Here is a 22,941-nt window from a genome sequence, read left to right on the forward strand (position 1 = left end):
GGGCTGCGGTCCGGGCTTTGCGTTGTTTGCCGCTGAAGCGGGTGGGTCCGAAGTACACCTGGTTAAGGCGTGCTAGTTCGGCAGCATCGGAAGCAGAAGCGCCGAGCGCGCGGAGCTCATCGGGTGCGCCAGGAATGTTTTCCACCAGTGCAATCCCCGAATTGCGAAGGTGGATGTAGGTTTCAATATCCCCCATGAGCACAGAGACTAAAACAGCACTGTGGGCCCCGCAACCGGAAGAAGAAACTACCTGGTTGGAGGGGTAATGGGGCTGGTACGAGAAAAGCCCCTAGATTGAGTTGGCTGGTTCGCATACCGATTGAACTCGCCATATGCTGCTGCCCAACCTTTCTCCTCTCGGTAAAGCCGGTCGAAACGAGATCCTCCTGAGACCATTTCGCACAGCCTCGCAGTAGGTTCGCTATCGGGGATAGCGGGCATGGGTAGCCCATCAGCTTGAGCCCAAACCGACCTGACAGCACAGCAGTTTCCGGTATGCTCGGCGCACATGCTCGGAAAGGATGACACCATGAAGATGGCCCCGCGCCACCGTCAGCAATTGCCACCGCTTCCGATGGTCTCGGCCAAGCTCGGAAAGCGGTTGGCCAGCCACGTGTTCGTGGAGGAAGGCCGGGAGCTGCTTCCGGAGTTGCAGGCCTTCCGCCGCGATATGCACCAGAACCCGGAGGTGGGGCTGCATCTGCCGCGCACCCAGGAGAAGGTGCTCGAAGCCCTTAAAGGCCTACCGCTGGAGATTCATCTGGGCCGTGACCTCAGCTCGGTCGTCGCGGTGCTGCGCGGCGGCAAGCGCGGCGAGCGCCCCGTGTCGGTGCTGCTTCGCGCGGATATGGACGCCCTTCCGGTGCGTGAGCAAACGGGCAGCCCGTTTGCCTCGACGAATAGCAACATGCATGCCTGTGGCCACGATCTGCACACGGCGGGGCTTATCGGTGCGGTGAAGATGCTGTGCCGCCACCGCGAGGAGCTGTTGGGCGATGTCATCTTCATGTTCCAGCCAGGCGAGGAAGGCCCGGGCGGCGCGCAGCCGATGATCGATGAGGGCGTGCTCGACGCCGCCGGCCGCCGCCCCATTGCCGCCTACGGTTTGCACGTCGGCCCGCAGGATCGGGGCACTTTCCACCACATCGCGGGCCCGATGATGGCTTCTTCTTCTAACTTGGGCATCACCGTCTACGGCAAGGGTGGGCATGGCTCGCGCCCGCACGATGCTATCGATCCCGTTGCGGCCCTCGCGGAGATCCAGATGGCGCTGCAAGTGGCGCTGACCCGGCGCTTCGATGCGAACTCGCCGATTGTCATCACGGTGACCAACCTGCGCGCGGGCGACGGCGCGGTCAACGTCATCCCGGACAAGGCGGAGCTGGGCGCGACGGTGCGCGTGCTTCGCGACGAACACATCGACGCAGTCCGCCAAATGATCATCGAGGTCTCAAGCTCCGTGGCGGCCTCCCATCGTTGTACCGCGAAGGTGGACTTCGAGGTCCTGTACTCGGCCACCAAGACCTCACCGCGCGAGGACCAGTTCGCTGCGTCGTTGTGGGCGGGTATGTTCGGCGCGGAAAACGTGCTGACCATGGACACCCCGATGATGGCCTCGGAAGACTTCGGTGCGGTGTTATCCCAGGTTCCGGGCACCTTCATGTGGTTCGGTACGGGCGATCCGCACACCCCGGAGCACATGCGCGAGTGGAACCACTCGCCGCAGGTGCGCTTCGATGATTCCGTTCTGGGAGACCAAGCCGCAGCCCTGGCGGCGGTGGCCTTTGAGCGCCTCGCCGCCGAGGACGCCCACCCCTCGCCGGCCACGAAGGCTATGCGTGCGCCGGTGCAGGGGACAGGGGCGGATGCGCAGCCGCCTTCTTCCGCAGCGCAATAGTGCCCCAGATGGTGGCTACCCATTCGGCGAGCACGATGACCATGCCGGCGAGGAGGGGCCAGATGGCGTCGTCGAGCGCAGTGCTTAACGACGGGAAGAGATTCTTCGTGGCGTGCACCGCGATGGCGATAATGAGCCAGCGCACCGGCTGCTTCTGGGATAGGCCATAGGCGCTAAGCCCAGCGAACAGCGAGTGGGAGAGCGGGTTGGACCCCAAGCGGATGACCACCGCCCCGATTGCGCCAGCGGTATCCGAATCGAGGTTGTCCGCCGTCATGCGCGCGAAGGCGGTGGCGTCCTCACCTACAGTGAAGCCGATCCCCACGGCCACGCCCACGAAGACGTAGTCGAGCCAACTGCGGGGCCGGATGACGAAGGTACAGATAAGCAGCACGCCGAGGAACTTCAGTACCTCCTCGATGAGCGGCGCATACCCCGCAGCGCCCAGCCAGTCCAGGCCCGCGCGGGCGAGGAGGTGGGACATGTTCGTGTTGAGTTCCACCGCGAGCCCGGAAACCGCGAACCCCCACACCACGCCGTGCGCAATTCCTGGGCGGCGGCGCAGGAAGAACAGCGCGAGGGGGACGAGTACGGCGGCGAAGACCACGGCGGCCAGAGCACTTGCGGGCAGGAAGGGCTCGCCCGCGTAGTGGAAGGCGGTGACGGCCAGCGCGCCGAAGGTCAGCAGGTAGTACAGGTACTTCAAGCTTCCTCCGGCTGCACGCGGTCGGCGAAGTCACTTGCCTTCGGTCCGTAGATGTGGAGGAAGGAGATGGTGTTGTTGTGCCGCTGAGACAGCGTGATGCCGTCGCCGTCCTCGACGCGGTAGAGCTCGGCAGCCTGGGTGGTGATGGGGGCGTCGGTCAGCGCGCTGGTCCCGTTGAAGGAGCGGTGCTGGCGCGGCAGGTACGTCTCGACCTCGCGGGAGGAGCTGCCTTCCTCAGAAATGATGGTCGCGCTCCCGCAGTTCCAGGTCTGCGAGGAGGCGTACGGATCCTCCGGGCACTCCAGTCCCGGGATGCCGCGCACGGGGGTGGTGTCGGGAGTGGGGTCGGGGAGGAGGGCGTCGGCAAGCGGTACTGCGGCGAGGACGCCGATGCAGGAATAAATCAGTGTGTTTCTCATGCTTTCGACCCTAAGAGCTGCGGTTTTGCGCCGGTATCCTCCGCAGGGAGGATTTTGCGGAGTTTGACAATGCTGACAATCATGGCCACCCACAGGCCGATGAGGATGAGGAAAGTGGGGAAGATGGGCCATAGGGCGTCGTCAAACGCGGTAGAGATAGACGGGCCGAAATTAGCCGTGAAGTGCACCGCCATGGCGATGAGCAACCAGCGCACCGGTTGCCGGCGGGAGAGCCCGTAAGCCGCGATTGAGGTGAAGAAGGAATGCATGAGCGGGTTCGCGATGAATCGGGCAAGGATCCCCAGAAGCGTTCCCTTGAGATCAGAATCGAGGTTCTCCAGTGTCATGTTGGCGTAGTAGATGGCGTTCTCGGTCACGCTAAAGCCCATGCCCACGGCCACGCCGACGAAGACGTAGTCCGCCCAGTGGCGGGGCCGGATGACGCAGGTGCAGATGAAGACGACGCCGAGGAATTTAAGGACTTCCTCGTTAAGCGGGGCGATTCCAGCGATGACCAGCCAGTCCGGGACCGTACGGATGAGGAGGTGGTTCATGTGCTCGTTGAGCTGGCCGGCGACAGTGGAGACCGCAATACCCCACACCACCCCGTGCGCAATGCCGGGGTGCTTGCGCAGAATCAGCAGCGTGAGACCAATGGCCACGGCCGCGTACAACACCGCGGCGAGCGCGCTGGTGGTGACGAAAGCGCCGTGGGAGAAATCATAAGCGACGTACACCAGCCCGGCGGCGGTGAGCAGTTCGTACAAAGTCTGTGTTCTTCTCATGAGGTTTAGGCTATGAACTGCGCCGGGGTGCCGGTATCCTCCGCAGGGAGGATTTTCCGGAACGCAGGGAGAACTATCGTGGCAACCATGACGAGAAAGACGCGACCACTGTGGATCACGGTGCTGCTCATTCTGCTCTGCGTGGTGGCGGATTTGGCGGCATGGATCCCCCATATCGAAAACTTCGAGGGGACGGATCAGGAAGCCCTTGTTTTGGGCTTGATGGGTCTATTTAGCTTCGCCACGTGGATTCTGCTGCCCTTCGCCCTGCACCACTCACGGCGGGAGCGCAACATCCACGAGGAGTACCCCGGCCACCCGGTGGTGCTGATTGCGGCTCTGCTCGTCCTGGTACTAGGCGGGTTTCGCCCACTGTCGCTGTCAGTGCTGGTGGTGTTGATTTCAATCATCTCGCGCGGCCGATTGCGGTGGTCCCTGGCGGGGACGGCGGTGTTCGTGGCCTCGTGTGTGACCATTATCTCTGTGCCTTACATTCGGATGAACATCTTCGATCCCTTTGGTTACGTGTTCTATGGAAGCCTCTTTCTCATCGTTGCTTGGATTACGGGCTCGGTGCGCGCGCAGCGCCGCCAGCGCGAGGTCACGCTGGTGAGCCTGGCGGAGCTCAACGAGGATCAGCTGCGCTCGCGCGAGGAGCGCGCCCGCCTGGAGGAACGCAACCGCATTGCCCGCGATATCCACGATTCCCTCTCGCACCGCCTCAGCCTCATCTCCGTGTACGCGGGTGGCCTGAGCTACCGCAAGGACGCCGACCCGGAGCGGGTCGCCGAGGCGGCAGACACCATCCAATCGGAGGCCAAGGCCGCCGTGGAGGACCTGCGTGGGGTTATCAAGGCGCTGCGCGTGGATGACCGGGTGGATCCGCGCGCGAGCATCGAGGAGCACATCGGGCGCGCTCGCGCGGCGGGGACGAAGGTGCGGTATAAGAAGGGGGACGTCGATAAGCTGAGCACACTAGCCGCCCACACACTGGGCCGCGCCGTGCAGGAGGGGCTGACCAACGCGCGCAAGTACGCGCCGGGGAAGAAGGTGACGCTCACCGTGGAGAACGAGGAGGATAAGGTGCGGGTGACCATGCAGAACAAGAAAGTGGCTGCGCAGCCAGAGTCCGGTGGCGGCAACGGTCTGCTGGGGCTGGAGGAACGCGCCCGGCTGGCGGGAGGCACCTTCACAGTGCTTGACGACGCCTCCACCTTCACCTGGGTCCTCGAACTACCGGAGGAGGCACGCGCGTAATGATTTCAGTGGTATTAGTCGATGATGAGCAGGCGCTGCGCCGCGGCATTCGGTTCATCCTGGAGGGCGCCGCAGACATCGAGGTGGTGGCCGAGGCCAGCAATGGGCGCGATGGCGTGGCCCGCGTGCTGGACCTGCAACCGGACGTCGTCCTCATGGACATCCGCATGCCCGTCATGGATGGCATCGAGGCGGCCGGGAAACTGCGCGCGAGCGCGCCGGATATCCCGGTGGTCATGCTCACCGCCTTCGATACGGATGAGTTCATCGTGGATGCGCTGCACGCCGGCGCGATGGGCTTCCTGCTCAAGACCATCGAGCCGGAGGGCCTGGTCTCGGCCGTGCGCGCTGCGGCCACGGGGCAGCAGCTGCTGAGCCCGAAGGCCCTGAAGAACCTGCTGGCGCTCAAGCACCCCGAGCCCGCGCCGACAGAACCAGAGGCGCCTGGACCCCGCCCGCTGGAGGGCTTAAGTCAGCGGGAAAACGAGGTGGCGGAGTTAGTGGCCCTGGGCCTGGACAACCAGGAAATCGCGGGGCAGCTCTACGTGTCAGTTACGACGGTGAAAACCTACATCAAGCACATCCTGGACAAGCTGGGGCGGCACCAACCGGGTGCACATCGCGATTGCGGTGTTGGAAGCGCGCTAGCGCCGGCGGATAAACGCGGAGGCGAGGCCGAGCAGCGCGATGACGATCACGATGATGGACGCCGCCGGCCAGTACTGGGGGTAGTACTTCAGCGCGTAGCCGAAGACCTGGCTGTCGTTGAACTGGCGGGCAAGTGCAATGGGCATCCACCACAACTTTGTGAGAGTGAGGACCGCGCCGAGCAGGCCAGCGATGATGCGGCGACTGCCGCGCAGAAAGAAGCTGGCTGCCACGAGGAGCATGCCGGCGATGGTGAGAGCGAATAGCAGGGGAGTTACCGCAGCGAATGGGGAGCCGTTGATGAGGAACTCGTGGTCAATTTCGTGCTGCTCGATGAGGGTATAGCCCTCAAGGACGACGTCGTCCGGGATCCCCATTTACTTCTCCTTCTGCTCAGTGTTCGGGTCGTAGCCATCGGCCCAGGTATCGGTGTCGAAGTCGTAGTCTACATTCTCGCCCTTTTCATCGGTGCGCTGGTACCAGTCCGTGTAGCGGTGCGCTGAGGAGTCGAAGTCGGAGCCGGCACCCCGGCCTTCGTCGGCGTGCTCGACGGTGAGCTCGAAGTCATCGCCGTGCTCCTCGATTCCGCGCACGACGGCGTTTTCTACCGCGGCGCGCGCGTAGGCGCGGCGGATGAACATCGGGTCGGAGCGCAGATCTTTGATGAAGGCCACCATCATGACGAGCAGCACGATGCAGAAAGGCAGCGCTGAGAGGATGGTGAGGTTCTGCAAGCCGGTGAGTACGTCCTCGCCGCCGGTCAGCAGCATGACGATGGCGATGCCCATCATGCACAGTCCCCAGAAGATGACGATGAACTTGTTGGGGGCGGGGTCGCCCTTGGAGGACATGGTGCCCATGATGACCGACGCTGAATCGGCCGAGGTGATGAAGAAGACCGCTAGGACCACGATCAGGATGAAGGGCGTGATGCTGCTCAGCGGCAGATTATCGAACATGGCGAAGAGCACCTGCTCGCCGGAGGCGGAGCCGTCAAAGTTGGGCAGGTCCTCGCGCTGGAAAGTGATGGCCGTGCCGCCGAAGATGGTGAAGGCCAAAATGAGGATGAGGGAGGGCGCGAAGACGGTGACGGCGGTGAATTCGCGCAGCGTGCGGCCACGGGAAATGCGGGCGACGAACATGCCGACGAAGGGCGTCCACGCGATTCACCATGCCCAGTAGAAGGCGGTCCAGTAGGACTGGAATTCAATCGTTTCATCACCCCAGGACAGGCCCTTGGCCATCATGGGCAAAAGCTGGTCGATGTAGGTGACGATGCCGGAGGGCACGAGGTTGAGCAAAAGCAAGGTCGGGCCGGTGAAGAAAACAAAGATGACCAGGCCGAGCGTGAGTGTGATGTTGAAGTTGGACAGGTAGCGCACGCCGCGGGAAACACCAGAGACCGCAGAGATGATGAACCCGCACCCCAGTACGGCGATGATCGCGATGAGCACAGCATTGGTCAACGGACCTGCGCCGCGGATGATGGACACTCCTTGGCCAATCTGGATGGCGGAAAGCCCCAGCGTGGCGGCGGTGCCGAAGAGTGTGGCGACGAGTGCGAGGATGTCGATAAGCTTGCCCAGCGGCCCATCGGTATCGCGGGAGCCAAACAGGGGCTTGAAAATCGAGGACACCAGCGGAACGCGGCCGCGGCGGTAGGAAGAGTAGGCGATCGCGCCGCCGACGAGGGCATAGGCCGCCCAGGGCGAGACACCCCAGTGGTAGTGCGCCTGGGCCATTGCTTGGTGGAGGGCTTCGACGCTGTTGCCGTCGACAGTGTGGGGAGGCGGGGTGATGTAGTGCGACAGCGGCTCCGAAGGACCGTAGAAGAAGATGCCAACGCCGATGCCGGCACCGAACATCATGGCCACCCAGCTGAACCAGCCGAACTCGGGTTCCTCGTCATCCGTGCCGAGCTTGATGCGGCCCAGGAAAAGGCCGCGGAGGAGGCGGCGGAGACGGACTCCGGTGAGGTGATGCCCCAGATGATGAAGGCTACGACGAACGTAGCCGTGCTGAAGAAGGTGACCTTGTCCAGCGTGAAAGCGTTGCGTTGGTCTTCTACACCGATTCCGGGAACCAAGCCCGGGTGCATGTTGTGGGGGTAGAGGCCAACGGGTGGACCGGTAGATTTTCGAGTGTTCACGTCAACCATTATCGCAGGTGCGCGAAATGACAGCGGTGTGAGCTAGGATGAAGGCACTTATTTCTGCGTCGATTGGAATGCCATGTCGCTGCCTAATTTTGATGAGAATGTCCGTGAACTGGAGGAAGCCTTTGCTCTCTTCGAGCTCGTGGAGGAACACGTCCTCGATCCGAACCTGTTGTTCACGGTGAAATAATCCGCCTCTTCTGTGCGCACGCGAGTACTCCGCGGCGGGTGCGCACTATGAGGTCATTGACGCATTTCCGCCTCCGTGATCTTCTCAATGAGCGTGTCCAGCTCCGCGCGGCTGGGCTGTGAGAGCGGGTTGACCACGCAGAAGTCGAGGAGGAAGTAACCGGCGGTTTGCAGAGCCGTGTGGCGCTGCCAGAACTGGCTGATATCGGAGTGGTTGGTGGCAAGTGATTGGATGCTTCGCCGCTCCGAGAGCAGCTCGTAGTGCAGGTCGCGGCGCTGCGCCAGCGCCTCCTCCGGGGTCTTGATAAGCAGGGAGCCGAGCAAGGCTGCCATCGCCTCGAAGCAGCGCGTTTGCAGGCGGTAGTGGTTCGTCATCTGGGCCCGCGGTTTCCACAGCCACAGGAAGAGCATCGCCACGACCACGGAGAGCCCAATCTCCGCCATGCGCGAGCCGATGGTGTGGGCCAAATGCTCCGAGGAATTGCCCATCAGTAGCGCCAGTGGGGTGGAGAAGATAACGCATAGCGCGTAGTTCTTCACCACCAGAATCTCCGCGCAGAACTGGCAGAAGGCCAACGCGAGCACCAGCCCCCAGCCGTGCGGGCTCAAGGACGCAATGAGAGCGAAGAGGCACACGCCCAAGACCGATCCCAGCATGCGCTGCACGCCGCGAATCGTCCCCGGCACCCGGTCGGGCCCCCACTGCAAGACCAGGAGCACCGACACCGCGCCCCAGTCCGGGCGGTTAAGCCCCAGCGCCAAGCCAATGAACGCGGTGACCAGGCCGCCGAGCGCGATTTTCTCCGCCGTCACCACCGCGTGGGAATTGCCCACCGCAGCGCGGTAGAAGCGGTAGCGCATCGTCGGCTTGGTGTGCGGGATGGCGGTGCGGTCAGGGTCGACGTAGGTGGGGGAATCAGAGAGCTGATCCGAGTTGCCGCCCACCTGTTTGTGGTGCGCCACGATGCGCTGTTGCGCGGCCAGCGCGCGGTGAACCAGCTCCGCCTGGGCGGGGCGGCGGATGCGGCGGCCGCGGATGATGCCGGCGTCGGCAAGCGCTTGCCAGGCGGTGGAGATAGCGGATTGCGCCTGGTGGTGGCGGGCCAAGAAATCGGTGTCCGAGTGAAGGAAGGCATCGGCGGCCTTCTCTAGCGCGGCCACCGCGCGCGTTTCCGGGCCGTGCGGATCCCTAAAGCGCGGCACCATGCCCAGCACGTAGCCTGCCGCCACGCCGGCCAGGCTCCACGCGGCCACCTCCCACGGGGAGACCCCGCGCAGCATGGTGGAACCACCGGCCACCATCACGATGAAGAAGGACCCCGGCGGTGGCAGCCGCAGCGCATTCTGCACGAACGCGCCGATGGTTGCCAGAGTCACTGTAAACACCGCAGACAGCGCCAGGCCGTGCACGCCGACGAGGGAACCGGCCGTAGCCGCCAGCGTGAGCAGTCCGCCAGCGGTGAGGATCACGCGGCGCCGCGTGCGGTAGGGGTGCCCCTCGCCGTAGATGACGGAGAAGGCACCGGCAGAAATGAGCAGCACCGCATCCGGGTGGCCCGTTAAAACAGCAATCCCGCCCGGGATGATGATCGCCAATGCCGCGCGCAGGGCACCGGGCCAACGGCGCGCGGAGGTGTTGAAGGCGGTAAAGAGCTGAAGGGCGTTAGGACGTTGCGGCAGAGGGTGTTCCATATCGGGAGAACACCTTACTCGCTTCGCCGCGCTCGACCAGCCGGCCGTCCTGCAGGACCGCCACCGTGGGGCACAAGTGGCGCACGACGTCGATGTCGTGGGAGACAAAAACCAGCGTCATGTCCTTCGTCACGCGCTGCAGCAGCTCCAGGACCTGGGCCCGAGAGGTGGCGTCCAGCGCCGAGACGGCCTCGTCCGCCAGCAGAATATCCGGCTTGCCTACCACGGCGCGCGCCAGCGAGATGCGCTGGCGCTGCCCGCCGGAGAAGTCCCGCGGATAGCGCTCGAAGCCTTCGATGCCGACCTCCCGCAGCACGGCCTCGGCCTCCTCGCGGGTCCCGCCGCCCTCGGCCACGATCTTCCAAATAGGCATGCGCGGGTTGAGCGAGCCCTTGGGGTCTTGGAAGACCATGTGCACGCGCTTGGCGACGTCCACCGTTCCCGAGGTCGGCTCCGCCAAACCGGTGAGCAGCTTGAGCAGCGTGGATTTGCCGGAGCCGGAGCCACCGACGATGCCGAGGCGTTCGCCCTCGCGGACGGTGAGGGAGACATCATCCAGTGCGGTTACCCCGCGGTAGGCCTTGGTCACGTTCTTGAGCGTGATGACGGGCTCGCCCAAGGTAGGTACGGGTGGTGGGGTGAGATCGGGCGTGGTGAGCTCACCGATGCGCACGACGCGGTCGCACACGCGCTTGACGACGTCCTGGTCATGGCTAATAAACAGCAGCGCTGTGTCCTCGTTATCCGCGGCATCCACGATGGTGGAGAGGATTTCCTCCTGGGTGAAGGGATCCAGGGCTGTGGTCGGCTCATCGCAGATGAGGAGCTTGGGGTGGCGGGCCATGGCAATCTCGATGAGCGCGCGCTGGCGCTGCCCGCCGGAGAGCTGGTGCGGGAAGCGGTTGAAGCCGGGCACCTTCATCAGCGGGTCGAGTGCGGTCATGGGTTCTTGGAAGACCATGGCCAGCGGCAGCTTGCGCAGGTTGCGGTCGCGCATGCCCAGCAGCTCCTGGCCGTTGAACTGAATGGAGCCGGTGGCCTGCAGGTGATCAGGCAAAAGCCCCATGATGGCCAGGGCGGTCAGGGACTTGCCGCTGCCGGAATCCCCGACGAGGCCGACGCGCTCGCCGGGTGCGATGGAAAAGGAGAGGGGGCCAACGGGGCCCACGCGCAGATCAGTGACGGTCAGCATGGCTTCCTAGAAGGTTGAATCCGAGGACGGTGCCGGCGATGGCCAGCCCGGGCCACAGGGCCTGGAGGGGGTGGGTGGCCAGGAGGGGCTGGGCGTCGTGAAGCATGCGGCCCCACGAGGCGGTCGGCGGGGCAGTGCCCAGGCCGAGGTAGGACAGGCCGGCTTCAGCGAGGACGGCCAGCGCAAAGTAGACGGAAGCCTGGATGGCCACGATGCCGCCGAGGTTGGGCAGTACGTGGCGCCACGCGATGAGCGCCGGCGGCACGTGCGAGATGCGGGCGGCCGCGATATAGTCCTGCGTCATGATCTGCAGCGTGCCGGAGCGCGTGACTCGGATGAAGGAGGGGATGCCGGCGATGCCGATGGCGATGGTCGCCGTGAGCGTCGAGGAGCCCCACACCGCGCCGGCGACGATGGCCAGCAAGAGCGCCGGGAAGGCGAGCAGCAGGTCGGTGGCCGCCATGATGACGCTGCCGCCGCGCATCCCGGCGATAATGCCCAGCGGTACGCCGATGAGTGCGGCGATGGCCACCGCCACGACGCCCACCAGCACGGTGACTTGAGCGCCGGCGAGGATGCGGGAGAAGGTATCGCGCCCGAAGCGGTCGGTGCCCATGAGGTGCTCCAGGCTGGGGCCGGCCAGGCGGTCGGGGGAGATGAGGTTCGGGTCATAGGGTGTCCACACCAGGGAGACCAGCGCAAGCAGGATGGTCAGGCCCACCAGGAAATAGCCGGGTTTCATCGCGCCTCCTTCAGCCGCGGGTCGATGACCCGGTAGGCCAGGTCCGTGAGCAGGTTGACGGTCAGGGTGAAGGTCACGAAGACCATGATGAGGGTCTGGACGGTGGTGAGGTCGCGGGTGGAGACGGCGTCGAGAAGCAGCGAGCCCAAGCCGGGGATGACGAAGACATTCTCGATGACCACCGCGCCCACCACCAGGGTGCTCAGCTGCACGCCGGTGACGGTGAGCACGGGCAGGGCGGCGTTGCGCAGGCCGTGGCGGATGAGCGCCCCGGTGCGGGATTCACCCAGGGAGCGGGCGGTGCGGATGTAGTCCTTGTCCATCTCCTCACGGAGGGTGGCGCGCACGTAACGGGTGAGCATCGCGCCCTGCACCAGTGCCAGCGAGATAGCCGGCAGGACCAGGTGGCTGAGGCCCTCGCGCGGCAGCTGCCAGCCATTCGCCGGCAGCCATCCCAGGTGCACGGAGAACACGGCGACGAGCAAAATACCGACGAGGAAGCTCGGCACCGCAATACCCAGCTGCGTGGCCGCGTTGAGCACGGGGAGCCTAAAGCGGGCCAGCAGGATGCCCATGGGGATAGCCCCGGCTAGTGCGAGGGCGATGGCCAGCCCGATGAGCAACAGCGTGACCTGCGCGCGGTCAACCACGAGCGGGGTGATGTCCTGCTGCGAGGACAGCGAGACGCCGAAGTTGCCGGTCAACAGCCCTTTCATCCACTCCAGGTATTGCACGAGAAGCGGGCGGTCCAGGCCCATGGCGTGGGTCAGCTCCGCCACGGATTCATCGGTGGCGTTGACGCCCAAGGCCACGCGCGCCGGGTTGCCGGGCACGGCCCGCATGAGCAGGAAGATGATGATGGAGGCGGCCCACATGGTGCCGAGGAAGCGCAGGATTCTCATTGCACACCTTTAAGCTCGATGGCATCGGTGATCTGGTTAGGCTGTAGGCCGGTCAGGCCCTCGCGGTAGAGCACGATATTGGGCATGTTCATTAAGGTCAGGGCGGGCATATCTTCCATGATCTGGTCGACCGCCCCTTTCATGTCATCCTGCTTCAACAACGTGCGGGTCTGCGGCGAATCATAGCCGATGTAATAGTCCGGGTTGCCAAAGATGGTGGGGATATCGCGCGGTTCGACGTGCGCGACGAGCGACATCTGATAATCCTTGGCCCCCATCACCTGGCTCAGCCAGACGGCTGGGAACTCGGCGGTTTCCAGCGTGACCTCGAATCCCATCTCCGTCAGCTGCGAGTAGAGGAACTCGGAGAGCGTTTGCGTATAGGGCAGGCTTGGCACGGTGAGCGTGAGCGGCGTGCCCACGGCCCCGGCCTCCTCCATCAGCGCGCGGGCGCGCGCGGGGTCGTAAGGGTAGTAGTCCTTGGCGCTAAACCACGGGTCGGTCGGCGGCACCGGAGCGCCGCCGGTGTCTTTCGCGCGGCCCTCCCAGAGGATGTCGTTGGCGGCCTGGCGGTCGATTCCATAAGCCACGGCGCGGCGCACGCGGGGATCGTCGAAAGGCGCTGCCTGGTTATTCATGGACAGCAGCACCTCGCCGTTCGTGGTGCCCACGGCGGTTTCGATGGAGTCATCGAGGGTGTCGAGCAGCTCGGGGTTCTGCACGCCCCACACGGCGTCGACTCCGCCGGAGCGCAGGGCGTTGACCGCAGTGAGGGAATCCGGGAAGTAGCGGATGGTGATGTCTTCCTTCGCCGGGGTTCCCCAGTAGTCCGGGCGGGCGCGCAGCGCGATGTACTCGTTGGGGGAGAAGCCGGCGACAGCGAAGGGGCCGGTGCCCACAGCTTCAGTGGGCGTGCGCATGGCGCCGATGACGGTACCCATGGACCACAACCAGCCGGCGGAGGGGCGGGATAGCTCGACGACGAGCGTGTGATCATCCACCGCCGTGGCGGATTCCACCACGTCCATCTGCTTCTTGAGCCCGTTGGTCCACTCCGTTTTCACCGCGTTGATGGACCACGCGGCGGTGTGCGCGGTGAAGGCCTCGCCGTTGGAGAAGGAGGCCTCGCGCAGGTGGAAGGTGTAGCGCGTGGAGTCCACCTCCCAGGACTCGGCCAGTCCCGGTTCGATGTCGCCTTGCGCGGAGATACGCACGAGGGTTTCGTAAACGTTGCTCATGAGCGCGGCCGGGATGGCGGCGCCGCCGACGGTGGTGAAATCCAGGGACGTCGCGGGCGTCGTCGTGGCCAGCGTCAGCGCGGAGGAATCAGAATCAACAAGCGCCGTGGAACCGGCGGAGCAGGCGCTGAGCGACGCCCCCAGCACCACCCCCAGCGCACCTAACCAGGCCTTCATCCTTCGGACAACTTGACCTCGAGCGGGGAGGTGGTGCCGCGCACACTCGTCATGCCAAGTGTGAGGCGGTCCCCGAGGTACAGGATTTCGGTGCACTCGACGGGATGCCCGGAGTGATCCGAGATGTCCAAGTGCAGGCGCCACAGCGGGGTGGCGGGCTCGACGTTGAGGGAGCGCGCATCCTCCTCACTGGCGGAAGCCAGCGAGAGCTCGCGGTTGACGTTGTCGAATTCCACGCCTTGCTTGCGCAGGTGATCGTGGATGGACTCATTATCGGCATCGAAGTTGAGGATGTGGCTGCCCACGTCGACTGGGAAGAACATGCGCTCGATGGCGATCGGCATGCCATTGGCGCTGCGCACGCGGTGCACAAAGATAACCGGGGAGCCGGGCTCTACCCGCAGGAACTCGGCCTCCCTTTCGGTAGCGGGGCAGCGGCCCAGCCACAGGGTGGAGGCGCCGGGCTCGAATCCGCGCTCGCGCAGCCAGTGTGTTACGGAGTAGATGGAGTCGAAGGACTCCGAGGTGAAACGGCCGAGAACGACAGAGCGGCGGCCGCGGCCGGAGGAAATGAGGCCTTCCGAGCGCAGCGCCGCGACGGCCTGGCGCACGGGACCGCGGGATGAGGAGAATTGCTCGCACAGCTCGGCCTCGCTGGGCAGAAAATCACCGGGAGAAAGCTTCTTGCTGCGGATGAGATTGCGCAGATAGTCAGCGATAATACTGTGCTGCTGTGTACCGCGAAGGGCCACGGTGATGCTCCTCTATGTAGAAAACGCTGTGATGGGTAGTGATGTGTTGAAGCGCGGATGCGCGAGGGCGCGTCCGCCTACAGCTGCCACGCTTGAGCCAGGTTAACCATGTTACCCAAGGCGGCCTCGTGGCTTGTGGATTGCAGGGAGATCATGAGTTCATCCGCCTGGGCCAGATTTTGGAATTCCGTGAGGTAGTCGCGCACGTGCTCGATACTGCCCACGGCGGAGTACTTCAGCATGCCGATGATTTGCTGGCCCTGCGGGGAATCGATGATGCGGGCAACGTCGGCGTCGCTGAGCTGCTTGCCACGACCTGCAAAGGCCTTGACGCGGCGGAAGCAGACCTTTTCAAATTCCTCGTCGGCGTCATCACCCGCGGTGACGTTGACACCCGCGATGACATAGGGCTCCGGGTGGGCTTCGGAAGGCTGGTAATTCTCGCGATAGTAGGCCGTGGCGGCCTCGAGGTGTTGCGGGGCAAAGTGCGAGGCGAAGGCATAGGGAAGCCCGTACTTGGCGGCGAGCGAGGCGCCGAACAGCGAGGATCCCAGGATGTAGATGGGGACGTTGGTGCCATGGCCGGGGATGGCCTTCACTCCGGGGATGAGGGACTTTCCGGAGAGGTAGCCCTGTAGCTCCTTGACGTCCTCGGGGAAGCGTTCGGCGGCGTGGCCATCGCGGCGCAGGGCGCGGCCTAAGGTCTGCATGTCGGTGCCGGGGGCGCGGCCCAGGCCAAGGTCGACGCGGCCGGGGTAGAGCTCGGCGAGGGTGCCGAATTGTTCGGCGATGACATAGGGCGCGTGGTTCGGCAGCATGACGCCGCCGGAGCCCAAGCGGATGCGCTCGGTCTTCGCGCCGATGTGTGCGATGAGTACTGCCGGGGAGGAGGAAGAAATGGAGGGCATGTTGTGGTGCTCGGTGTACCACATGCGCTTAAACCCCAATGCCTCCGCGCGTTGCGCCAGCTCGACCGACCTGGCCATGGACTGGGAGGGAGATTCCCCCGGGTAGATGGTGCAGAAATCGAGGACGGACAAAGCGGCGCGGGACGTCATGAGCTACTCACTTTTCTTCGACGAGCCTGTAGATACAACGTCGATGATAACGCCGATGGCAAATGCGAGGAGCGTGGGAACCACCCAGCCCAAACCAACGTCTTGGCCAGGGGCGAAATCAAGCGGCACACCGAAGGAGGTGGCGGCGGACCACAGCACGGAAACCCACAGCGCCAAGCGGAATCCCCAGTAGAAGGTGACCCACTTCTTGACCACCGGCTGCAGGAGGGTCAGCGCAATCAGCGAGATAGCCGGCGGGTACAAGAACACGATGAAGGGCACCGCGATGGCAAGCACCGTGTCAAGGCCCTGGAAAGCGAAGGCGATGGACAGCGCGGTAAACAGGCAGGCCCACAGGTGGTAGGTGGTCTTCGGCACAAGGAGGGCGAAGAACTCCGAGGTGGCGGAAATCAGGCCCACGGCGGTGGTCATGCACGCCAGGATGACGATGGCGGAGAAGACGGCCTGGCCGATGTTGCCCATGGTGAGATTGGAGGCGTCGGCAAGCAAGGCGGCGCCGGACTCATAGGAGGCACCGTTCGGCATGGTTTGGCCGATCCACGCCAGCCCCAGGTAGATGGCGGCGAGCAGGGCGCCGGCGATGACCGCGGAGAGAATGGTTCCGCGCAGCAGCTCACTGTTCTTGGAAAAACCCTTGGAGCGCAGGGAGGTCACGATGACGATGGAGAAAGCCAGGCCCGCGATGGCGTCCATGGTGTTATAGCCCTCAAAGAGGCCGGTAACGAAGGGTGCGGAGGCATACTCTTCAGTTGGGGTGCCGGGCATGCGGGGATTCGCCACGGTAGCGAGGGTGATGAGGACCGCGAGCAGGATGACCAGCGCCGGGGTGAGGAACTTGCCCAAGGTGTCGATGATGTCATTCGGGCGCCAGGCCAAAGCCAACGCGATAAGGAAGAAGACGACGTTGAAGGCGCCGTTGGCGAAGGTCCCCTCCCAGCCCAGCAGCGGGGTGATGGCGGTTTCCATGGACACCGCGCCGGTACGCGGCAGGGCGTAGAAGGCACCGATGGCCAGGTACGCAATGACGGAGAAGGCCACGCCGAAGATCTTGCCGCCGTGGTTTCCGATATCCCGCACGGACTGGCCGGAAATGGCCACCGCGACCACAGCCAAGACCGGCAGCGCCACGCCGGCGGCGAGGAAGCCCAAAGTGGCGGGCCAGAAGTTGGTGCCGGAGGAGACACCGACTTCCGGTGGGAAGATCAGGTTGCCCGCTCCAAAGAACATGGAGAAGAGCATGAGTGAGGCAACGATGATGATGCCGATGGGAGAACCCGTCTTCGAGGCGGACTGAGAGGGAGCCTGAGCGTCATTAATGGACATTTTTCTAAGAATAATGCCCATGACATGAGATGTAAACTCTAGCTGAAGGCCTTCTCTAGCCGATCCAGCGCTTCTTCGAGCAGTTCGCGGGAGGTGGCGAAGTTCAAACGCGCGTGGTGCTCGCCGCCCGTACCGAAGGTCACGCCCTCGTTGAGAGCTACCTTGGCGTGCTCGCGAACCCACGCTGCGGGCTTCGGGTCATCACCAATAGCGGTCCCGGAAAAGTCCAACCACAGCAGGTAGGTGGCCTGCGGGTGGGAAGTCTTTAGGCCCGGCACGCGCTTGGGCAGCTCCTCCACCAGCCAGTCGCGGGTCTTCTTTAAGTACGCAATCTCCTCGTCGAGGAACTCCCCGCCGTCGCGGTAGGCGGCCTCCGCCGCCAGAACGCCCAGCGTGCCGGTGCCGTCCTTGGCCACACCGGTCAGCGAATTCCAGCGCTCCACGTCCGCGGAGTTGGAGAAGATCACCTGTGCGCACTTGAGACCCGCGGTATTCCACGCCTTGGACGTGGCGGTGACGGTGATGACGCGGTCGGACAAAGCACCCAACGGGATGTGGCGGCCCTCGTAGACCAGCGGGGCATGGATCTCATCGGAGAGGATACGGGCATCATACTTATCCGCCAGTTCCACGAGCCCCCGCAGCCAGTCCTCGTCGAAGACGATGCCCAGCGGGTTATAAGGGTGGGAGAGCAGGATAGAGCCGGCGCCAGCCTTAAAGGCACGCTCGATATCGTCTAGCTCCAGCGAGGTCTCTATCTTCTCGCGCCCCGCGGTCTCCGGCAGCTCCAACAGCGGCGGGTAAGACGGAACCGGTACGGCCACCGCGCCCTCAGTAAAGTACTGCACCCCGAGCAGCAGCCCGCGCACGACGTCCCCAATCCAGAAGACGTGCTGTGGGCGCCAGCCGTAGCGCGATTCATAGAAATCCGCCAGGGCCGCGTTGAGCTCGGAGGCCTTGGGGGCTGGGGTGTAGCCGAAGGATTCGGCGTCGACAGCCTCCTGTATTGCTTCCTTCACCGCGGGGGCGGTGAGGAAGTCCGATTCAGCGATCCACAGGGGAATGATGTCCTCGTCATAGACGGTCCACTTGCGGGTGCCGCGGGCACTAAGTTCTTTCAGGCTAGGGAAATGCATGCGCCCCACCTTACTCGTCGGTGGGCTGCACAAATCCGTATTTTTTCAGCCGCTGGCGGTCGGCGGCGGAGGCGGATTGGGTCAAACGCAGCAGCTCGGCGTAGATGCCGCCGGACTGTGCCAGCTCGGCCGGAGAACCAATCTCGGAGATGCGGCCGTGGTCGAGGGTGATGATGGTGTCCACGTCCGCGATGGTGGACAGGCGGTGCGCGATGATGAGCGTGGTGCGGTCCTTCATGAGCTCGTCCAGACCGGCCTGGACGGCGCGCTCGGCCTTGGTGTCCAGCGCCGAGGTGGCCTCGTCGAGCACGAGGATGGGGGCGTCCTTCAGCATGGCGCGCGCCACGGCCACGCGCTGCTTCTGCCCGCCGGAGAGCTTGAGGCCGCGCTCACCGATGACGGTGTCATAACCATCGGGGAATTCCTCGATGAAGTCGTGCGCATTGGCGCGCTTGGCGACGTTCACGATCTCCTCCATCGTCGCCCCCGGCTTGCCATATGCGATGTTTTCCTTGATGGTGCCGGAAAAGAGATAGGACTCCTGGAAGACCACGCCGACTGAGGCGCGCAGGCGCTCGGCGGTAAGCTCCGCGGCGTCGTGTCCGAGCACCGTCAGCTTTCCCTCCGTGGGCTGGTACAGGCCCAGCAGCAGGTTGACCAAGGTGGACTTGCCGCCGCCGGATTCGCCGACAAGCGCGACCTTATGGCCCTCTTGGGCGGCGAAGGAAATATCGGCGACGACCGGCTTTTCCGACTCATAGGAGAAGGACACGTCCTCGAAGGCAAAGACCGGGCCTTGCGTTGGGCGCAGCGGCTCGGCCGGGGTGAGGTCCAGCTCGGGAACGTCGGAGGCGTCAGCGGCGGCGACCAGCTGCGGGTTTACCGTCGGCTCCGGGGTCTCCTCCATGACCTTGAAATAGTCCTTGGAGCCGGCAATGGCGCGCTGGCTGACATCCACGATCCAGCTCATCATGAACACCGGCTGCTTGGCCATGTTCACCAGCTGCAGGAGCATGACCATGTCACCGATGGAGAAGTGGCCCTCCAAGGTGCGCCAGAAGATCAGGCCATAGATCCCTAAGAAGATCAGCGCCATGGCCGCGCCACGCGCGGTATCCATGGAATGCCACCAGTGCGATTGCGGCTTCGTCGTATCCACCACCGTGCGGTAGCGCGAACCGAAGGAGGCCAACTCGCGGGCCTCAGCGACGAAGGACTTGGTCACCTTCACCTGGCCGATGACCTCCGCGAAGCGCCCATTGGCCACGTCGATGTTTTCGTTCTTGATCCCCTCATACTTCTGCCAGCGCTCCGAGGTCAGCGCGGTAAGCCACATATAGATGGGGAAGAGCGCTGCCAGCAAGATGGCCAGCGGCCAGTAGTACACCGCGGTGATGACCAACACCGCCGCGGCCTGGATCAGCATGACGAAAAAGTTATTGGAGAAGGATTGCAGGAACTGCGTGATATTCGCAATCGAGCGGTCCAAACGCGCAATGATGGTGCCGGTGACCTGGTTGTCGTAATAGCCCTGCGGCACGGAGAGCAGCTTGGCAAAGTAGCGCGTGGACAGAATCTGGCGCAGGCGTGCCACCATGACGTCGCCGATATAGCCGCCGATGTTTTTCACCACGTTGCCCAGCGCATCCGCCACAAAGAGTGCGACGACCCACCAGAGGATGGTGCGCAGCGGGCCTCCTGCGACGACGGTGTCGGTGGCCTCGCGGAGGATGAAGGGAGTCAGCAGCGAGAGAATCGCGGTGACTGACGCGGTGATTAGGACGCCGAGATAGAACGGCCACAGCGCAGATGCGCTGCGGACGATGCGGAGAATAGAGTTCATCGTCGGCCGATGTTACGCCCTTAATAGGAATATCCAACCCGTCGACTAAGGTAAGGGAGAAACCGAAGTCGTGATGGAAAAGGATTCGCGGTGAAGAAGTACCTCCCCCTAGCGTGTGCCCCGCTGTGCCTGGTTGCCCTCTCAGGCTGCAGCATCCTCCAGCCGCCGGACACGGGCCCGCAGGACAACATCGTGGTGTCCAGCTCGGAGCCGCCGACCTTTGAGGCTAAAGACGTGGACGCCGAAGAGGTGACCTCTAACCTGGCGGCACCTGTCAAGGACAAGGGACTCAACGTGGAGTATGAGCTGCAGGGCCTGTACTCCGGCGGCGGTGGAACGGTGCTCACGGTGAAGATCCACAACCTCAACGAGGTGCCCATGCCTGCCGACGCCCTCCCGGAACCCACCCTCGAGCGCGCCGATGGCAACGGCGGCTGGGCCACCGTGGATCCGATTGCTTATGACCCGGCCGTCAACACGGACTTGCCCGCGCCGGGCTTGGACCACCCGCTGGGGGCAGGCGCGTCCACCAACCTCCAGTATGTCTATGACGTTGCCCCCGGCAACCTGTGGAACGCGCGCTTTAACATCGGCAACGTGCGCTTTGTAGGAGACCTCAATCTATGACGGAACTCGTCGTTCTAGCCTCGCCCGAGGGCAAGCCCGCAGGCGTAGCTGAGAAGGCCGCCGTCCACACCGCGGATACTCCGCTGCACTTTGCTTTCTCCGCCTGGGTGGTGCGCGGAGGCGAGCTGTTGCTGACCCGCCGCGCACTGTCCAAGCTGACCTGGCCTGGTGTGTGGACCAATTCCTTCTGCGGACACCCCGGGCCGGATGAGCCGACTGCCGACGCCGTCGTGCGCCGCGCCCAGTTCGAACTTGGCCTCAGCGGCACCCCTCACTTAGTGCTGCCGAACTTTTCCTACCGCGCCGTGGATTCCTCCGGCGTGGTGGAAAACGAAATCTGCCCGGTCTATCTCTTTGAGACCACCGACGAACCCACGCCTAACCCGGATGAGGTGGACTCCTTCGCGTGGGTCCCGGTGCGCGATGTCCTCGCTGCCGCCGATGCCACGCCATTCGCCTTTAGCCCGTGGATGGTTGAGGAGCTGGCCCACGAGCCGTTGCGCGAGGCCCTGTTGGCCTAAAGCAGGCTGCCATCCTGGGCGAAGGCCGCCGAGATATAATCCAGGCTGGAATAGGCCACGCGGTTTTCGCCGTTATCCAGGTTGTATTCCCAGATGGCGTGCTCGGGGCGGTAGGCCTCGAAACCGGGCTCGCCGGTGCGCACGAAGTCCCGCAGCCACTGTGCTAGCTCCGTGTCCCCAAAGAGCGGGCGCAGCTCCTCGCAGTGCAAGGCCGGGCCCGAGGAGCGGGTGAACTCCACCATCCAGGTCTTACCTGGTGCCTTCTCCGCCACCTCTGCCGCCCAGCGGCGGATGATGGCATCACCCACCAACCGGCCCATAGGGCGGTCCTTATCCATGTGCTGTGCCACCTGATACCACGGCTTGAAACCATTGCGGGGAAATCCAAAGCGCGGGGCCACATAGCGCAGGATGAGGCTGCGGAAAGGGGAGCGATCGATCTTCTGCGTGGCCGGGATGTTGTAGAACTCGTCGCGGGTGCTGGCGAGGATGAGGGGGACGTCGGCAAGCTGCCCACACTCCAGTGGGGTAGGGCCCAGCGCCATATCGAGGCTGTACTTCTTGCGGAACTTGGCGTAGCCGGCCGCGAGCTCCTCTTGGCTCATCGCCGCGAGGGAGGAGCGCGTGATGGGCTTCTTCATCACCTGGCGCAGCGTGGCCTTGCGCTCCTCGAAGCTCTCCCGAGGGAAGCCCGGGGAGAGCGCCACGGCGCGGCGAAAAGCCCCGCGGTAGTGGTCGCGCCGACACAGCCAGAGAACGGCATTGGCGCCGGCGGACTGGCCCACGACGGTGACGTTGGTGGGATCGCCGCCGAAGGACTCGATGTTGCGCTGAATCCATTCCAAGCCCAGCTGTAGGTCCTCGATGGCGCGGTAGTGGTTGGGCTCATCATCGCGGAAACGGGCCAGGCCCGGCAGCCCCACGCGGTAGTCCAGCTGCACGTGGACGATGCCCGCCTCCGCGGTCGGCGTACCCTCCGCCCGGGGGTCCTCGTGGGAGCCGTGCTCGTAGCGGCCGCCGTGGATGTAGACCAGCGTGGGGGCTAGGGCGGCGGTGCGTTTGCCGGGCGCGGGGGCGGTGATGGTCAGCGCGACCTTCTCCGGATGCGGTTCGCGCGCGTCCTGGTCACGCGGCGGGGCGGGCTCGGGGTTATCGAAATCTCCCGGGATGTGGGAGTACTCGATGGAGTGGAAATGGGCCACGTCCCCATCGAGGTAGCCGGTGATGGTGCCCGCGGGGCAGGTGACGTCGAAAGGTGCACTGCTCATGGACAACAGGCTACCCTGAGGGCATGGAATGGCTCGTGCAGGCGCCAGTGTGGGCGCAGATGGCGGTGCTCGCCGTGACCGCAGTGCCGGCCGCGACCGTCATGGGGTGGGTGCTGATGTGGGTTATCGACCGTGTGAATTCGTGGCTAGCACCCGCGACTAGGATGAAGAAACATGACTGACGATGATCACCGCGAAGGCCTGTGGGACCCCGAGCGCCCGCAGCCTCCCCACCGCAAACGCGCACTGCCCAAGTCCCGAGTGAGCGTGACCCTCTGGCTGATGATCGCGCTCATCGTCGTGGTGGCCATCGTCGGCGTTGTCTTTTAAGGGGGTCTTCCCGAAGGGAAGACGCCGCTAGGGGCGCCGCGCTTGCCGACGCCCCTCCTAGCC

The 22,941-nt window shown here is 64.3% G+C and carries 21 protein-coding genes and 2 pseudogenes; 7 read left to right on the top strand and 16 right to left on the bottom strand.

The features are described 5' to 3' along the window. Positions 1–196, bottom strand: a pseudogene (locus HMPREF2698_RS00625) (HNH endonuclease); the annotation flags it as partial. Between the two features lie 333 nt (positions 197–529). Here HMPREF2698_RS00625 and HMPREF2698_RS00630 point away from each other — a divergent pair. Beyond that, positions 530–1,897, top strand: coding sequence for a M20 metallopeptidase family protein (locus HMPREF2698_RS00630; RefSeq protein WP_070561433.1), 1,368 nt, complete (start codon positions 530–532; stop codon positions 1,895–1,897). Here HMPREF2698_RS00630 and HMPREF2698_RS00635 read toward each other — a convergent pair. Genes HMPREF2698_RS00635 through HMPREF2698_RS00645 form a run of 3 tightly spaced genes read right to left on the bottom strand, consistent with a single transcriptional unit; the run spans position 1,833 to position 3,807 of the window. Continuing rightward, positions 1,833–2,603, bottom strand: a complete 771-nt coding sequence (locus HMPREF2698_RS00635; RefSeq protein WP_070561435.1) for a PrsW family glutamic-type intramembrane protease — start codon at positions 2,601–2,603, stop codon at positions 1,833–1,835. The genes HMPREF2698_RS00630 and HMPREF2698_RS00635 overlap by 65 nt on opposite strands. Further along, positions 2,600–3,022, bottom strand: a complete 423-nt coding sequence (locus tag HMPREF2698_RS00640; protein ID WP_070561437.1) for a hypothetical protein — start codon at positions 3,020–3,022, stop codon at positions 2,600–2,602. Before HMPREF2698_RS00640 ends, HMPREF2698_RS00635 begins: the two co-directional genes overlap by 4 nt. Further along, positions 3,019–3,807 carry a PrsW family glutamic-type intramembrane protease gene (locus HMPREF2698_RS00645; protein ID WP_083303753.1) on the bottom strand — a complete coding sequence of 263 codons (789 nt, stop codon included), beginning with the start codon at positions 3,805–3,807 and terminating at the stop codon, positions 3,019–3,021. Before HMPREF2698_RS00645 ends, HMPREF2698_RS00640 begins: the two co-directional genes overlap by 4 nt. An 87-nt stretch (positions 3,808–3,894) precedes the next feature. On the opposite strand from HMPREF2698_RS00645, the gene HMPREF2698_RS00650 reads away from it, so the two are divergent. Together HMPREF2698_RS00650 and HMPREF2698_RS00655 are read left to right on the top strand one after the other, a co-directional pair. Then, positions 3,895–5,064, top strand: coding sequence for a sensor histidine kinase (locus HMPREF2698_RS00650; RefSeq protein ID WP_227486269.1), 1,170 nt, complete (start codon positions 3,895–3,897; stop codon positions 5,062–5,064). Then, positions 5,064–5,978, top strand: a complete 915-nt coding sequence (locus tag HMPREF2698_RS00655; RefSeq protein ID WP_246819408.1) for a response regulator — start codon at positions 5,064–5,066, stop codon at positions 5,976–5,978. Before HMPREF2698_RS00650 ends, HMPREF2698_RS00655 begins: the two co-directional genes overlap by 1 nt. A gap of 111 nt (positions 5,979–6,089) precedes the next feature. On the opposite strand, the pseudogene HMPREF2698_RS00665 reads toward HMPREF2698_RS00655, so the two are convergent. From HMPREF2698_RS00665 to HMPREF2698_RS00715, 11 genes and pseudogenes are all read right to left on the bottom strand, one after another. Further along, positions 6,090–7,870: pseudogene (locus HMPREF2698_RS00665) on the bottom strand (BCCT family transporter). A gap of 240 nt (positions 7,871–8,110) precedes the next feature. Then, positions 8,111–9,748: an FUSC family protein gene (locus HMPREF2698_RS00670; protein ID WP_070561443.1), complete on the bottom strand. Its 1,638-nt coding sequence runs from the start codon at positions 9,746–9,748 to the stop codon at positions 8,111–8,113. Next, a complete protein-coding gene (locus tag HMPREF2698_RS00675) occupies positions 9,720–10,940 on the bottom strand; it encodes an ABC transporter ATP-binding protein (protein ID WP_070561444.1) in 1,221 nt (406 codons plus the stop codon). Before HMPREF2698_RS00675 ends, HMPREF2698_RS00670 begins: the two co-directional genes overlap by 29 nt. After that, positions 10,924–11,682, bottom strand: coding sequence for an ABC transporter permease (locus HMPREF2698_RS00680; protein WP_070561448.1), 759 nt, complete (start codon positions 11,680–11,682; stop codon positions 10,924–10,926). Before HMPREF2698_RS00680 ends, HMPREF2698_RS00675 begins: the two co-directional genes overlap by 17 nt. Continuing rightward, positions 11,679–12,584 (bottom strand): ABC transporter permease, encoded by a 906-nt coding sequence (locus HMPREF2698_RS00685; RefSeq protein WP_070561450.1) that lies wholly within the window; start codon positions 12,582–12,584, stop codon positions 11,679–11,681. The genes HMPREF2698_RS00680 and HMPREF2698_RS00685 overlap by 4 nt, the downstream gene beginning before the upstream one ends. Continuing rightward, positions 12,581–13,999, bottom strand: coding sequence for an ABC transporter substrate-binding protein (locus HMPREF2698_RS00690; RefSeq protein ID WP_070561452.1), 1,419 nt, complete (start codon positions 13,997–13,999; stop codon positions 12,581–12,583). Before HMPREF2698_RS00690 ends, HMPREF2698_RS00685 begins: the two co-directional genes overlap by 4 nt. Continuing rightward, positions 13,996–14,751 carry a GntR family transcriptional regulator gene (locus tag HMPREF2698_RS00695; RefSeq protein ID WP_070561454.1) on the bottom strand — a complete coding sequence of 252 codons (756 nt, stop codon included), beginning with the start codon at positions 14,749–14,751 and terminating at the stop codon, positions 13,996–13,998. The genes HMPREF2698_RS00690 and HMPREF2698_RS00695 overlap by 4 nt, the downstream gene beginning before the upstream one ends. A gap of 77 nt (positions 14,752–14,828) precedes the next feature. Then, positions 14,829–15,809: an LLM class flavin-dependent oxidoreductase gene (locus HMPREF2698_RS00700; protein ID WP_070561456.1), complete on the bottom strand. Its 981-nt coding sequence runs from the start codon at positions 15,807–15,809 to the stop codon at positions 14,829–14,831. A 3-nt stretch (positions 15,810–15,812) separates the two neighbouring features. Next, the gene (gene brnQ, locus HMPREF2698_RS00705) at positions 15,813–17,153 is read right to left on the bottom strand and encodes a branched-chain amino acid transport system II carrier protein (RefSeq protein ID WP_070561458.1); all 1,341 of its coding nucleotides are present in this window, start codon (positions 17,151–17,153) and stop codon (positions 15,813–15,815) included. 38 nt (positions 17,154–17,191) lie between these two features. Further along, complete coding sequence (locus HMPREF2698_RS00710) at positions 17,192–18,289, bottom strand: MalY/PatB family protein (protein ID WP_070561460.1); 1,098 nt, start codon at positions 18,287–18,289, stop codon at positions 17,192–17,194. 10 nt (positions 18,290–18,299) lie between these two features. Then, positions 18,300–20,132, bottom strand: a complete 1,833-nt coding sequence (locus tag HMPREF2698_RS00715; protein ID WP_070561462.1) for an ABC transporter ATP-binding protein — start codon at positions 20,130–20,132, stop codon at positions 18,300–18,302. Between the two features lie 90 nt (positions 20,133–20,222). Between HMPREF2698_RS00715 and HMPREF2698_RS00720 the strand changes: the two genes are divergently transcribed. Together HMPREF2698_RS00720 and idi are read left to right on the top strand one after the other, a co-directional pair. After that, a complete protein-coding gene (locus HMPREF2698_RS00720; RefSeq protein WP_070519571.1) occupies positions 20,223–20,759 on the top strand; it encodes a hypothetical protein in 537 nt (178 codons plus the stop codon). Further along, positions 20,756–21,280, top strand: coding sequence for an isopentenyl-diphosphate Delta-isomerase (gene idi / locus HMPREF2698_RS00725; RefSeq protein WP_070519572.1), 525 nt, complete (start codon positions 20,756–20,758; stop codon positions 21,278–21,280). The genes HMPREF2698_RS00720 and idi overlap by 4 nt, the downstream gene beginning before the upstream one ends. On the opposite strand, the gene HMPREF2698_RS00730 is transcribed toward idi, so the two are convergent. Continuing rightward, positions 21,277–22,548 (bottom strand): carboxylesterase family protein, encoded by a 1,272-nt coding sequence (locus HMPREF2698_RS00730; protein ID WP_070561464.1) that lies wholly within the window; start codon positions 22,546–22,548, stop codon positions 21,277–21,279. The two genes, idi and HMPREF2698_RS00730, sit on opposite strands and share 4 nt — an antisense overlap. 23 nt (positions 22,549–22,571) lie before the next feature. Between HMPREF2698_RS00730 and HMPREF2698_RS13355 the strand changes: the two genes are divergently transcribed. Beyond that, a complete protein-coding gene (locus HMPREF2698_RS13355) occupies positions 22,572–22,730 on the top strand; it encodes a hypothetical protein (RefSeq protein WP_168164014.1) in 159 nt (52 codons plus the stop codon). Continuing rightward, positions 22,723–22,878 carry a hypothetical protein gene (locus HMPREF2698_RS13360; protein WP_167595632.1) on the top strand — a complete coding sequence of 52 codons (156 nt, stop codon included), beginning with the start codon at positions 22,723–22,725 and terminating at the stop codon, positions 22,876–22,878. Before HMPREF2698_RS13355 ends, HMPREF2698_RS13360 begins: the two co-directional genes overlap by 8 nt. The last annotated feature ends 63 nt before the right edge of the window (positions 22,879–22,941 follow it).

It is taken from the genome of Corynebacterium sp. HMSC072A02 (assembly GCF_001810085.1).
GTDB classification, from domain to species: Bacteria; Actinomycetota; Actinomycetes; order Mycobacteriales; family Mycobacteriaceae; genus Corynebacterium; species Corynebacterium hesseae.

Bases quoted from the DNA above. Each gene is read 5' to 3' on its own strand.
- HMPREF2698_RS00700 (WP_070561456.1), bottom strand. From the start codon at position 15,809: ATGACGTCCCGCGCCGCTTTGTCCGTCCTCGATTTCTGCACCATCTAC.
- HMPREF2698_RS00685 (WP_070561450.1), bottom strand. From the start codon at position 12,584: ATGAGAATCCTGCGCTTCCTCGGCACCATGTGGGCCGCCTCCATCATC.
- brnQ (WP_070561458.1), bottom strand. From the start codon at position 17,153: ATGTCCATTAATGACGCTCAGGCTCCCTCTCAGTCCGCCTCGAAGACG.
- HMPREF2698_RS00680 (WP_070561448.1), bottom strand. From the start codon at position 11,682: ATGAAACCCGGCTATTTCCTGGTGGGCCTGACCATCCTGCTTGCGCTG.
- HMPREF2698_RS00675 (WP_070561444.1), bottom strand. From the start codon at position 10,940: ATGCTGACCGTCACTGATCTGCGCGTGGGCCCCGTTGGCCCCCTCTCC.
- HMPREF2698_RS00710 (WP_070561460.1), bottom strand. From the start codon at position 18,289: ATGCATTTCCCTAGCCTGAAAGAACTTAGTGCCCGCGGCACCCGCAAG.
- HMPREF2698_RS00730 (WP_070561464.1), bottom strand. From the start codon at position 22,548: ATGAGCAGTGCACCTTTCGACGTCACCTGCCCCGCGGGCACCATCACC.
- HMPREF2698_RS00670 (WP_070561443.1), bottom strand. From the start codon at position 9,748: ATGGAACACCCTCTGCCGCAACGTCCTAACGCCCTTCAGCTCTTTACC.
- idi (WP_070519572.1), top strand. From the start codon at position 20,756: ATGACGGAACTCGTCGTTCTAGCCTCGCCCGAGGGCAAGCCCGCAGGC.
- HMPREF2698_RS00640 (WP_070561437.1), bottom strand. From the start codon at position 3,022: ATGAGAAACACACTGATTTATTCCTGCATCGGCGTCCTCGCCGCAGTA.
- HMPREF2698_RS00650 (WP_227486269.1), top strand. From the start codon at position 3,895: ATGACGAGAAAGACGCGACCACTGTGGATCACGGTGCTGCTCATTCTG.
- HMPREF2698_RS00690 (WP_070561452.1), bottom strand. From the start codon at position 13,999: ATGAAGGCCTGGTTAGGTGCGCTGGGGGTGGTGCTGGGGGCGTCGCTC.
- HMPREF2698_RS00645 (WP_083303753.1), bottom strand. From the start codon at position 3,807: ATGAGAAGAACACAGACTTTGTACGAACTGCTCACCGCCGCCGGGCTG.
- HMPREF2698_RS00630 (WP_070561433.1), top strand. From the start codon at position 530: ATGAAGATGGCCCCGCGCCACCGTCAGCAATTGCCACCGCTTCCGATG.
- HMPREF2698_RS00655 (WP_246819408.1), top strand. From the start codon at position 5,064: ATGATTTCAGTGGTATTAGTCGATGATGAGCAGGCGCTGCGCCGCGGC.
- HMPREF2698_RS13355 (WP_168164014.1), top strand. From the start codon at position 22,572: ATGGAATGGCTCGTGCAGGCGCCAGTGTGGGCGCAGATGGCGGTGCTC.
- HMPREF2698_RS13360 (WP_167595632.1), top strand. From the start codon at position 22,723: ATGACTGACGATGATCACCGCGAAGGCCTGTGGGACCCCGAGCGCCCG.
- HMPREF2698_RS00715 (WP_070561462.1), bottom strand. From the start codon at position 20,132: ATGAACTCTATTCTCCGCATCGTCCGCAGCGCATCTGCGCTGTGGCCG.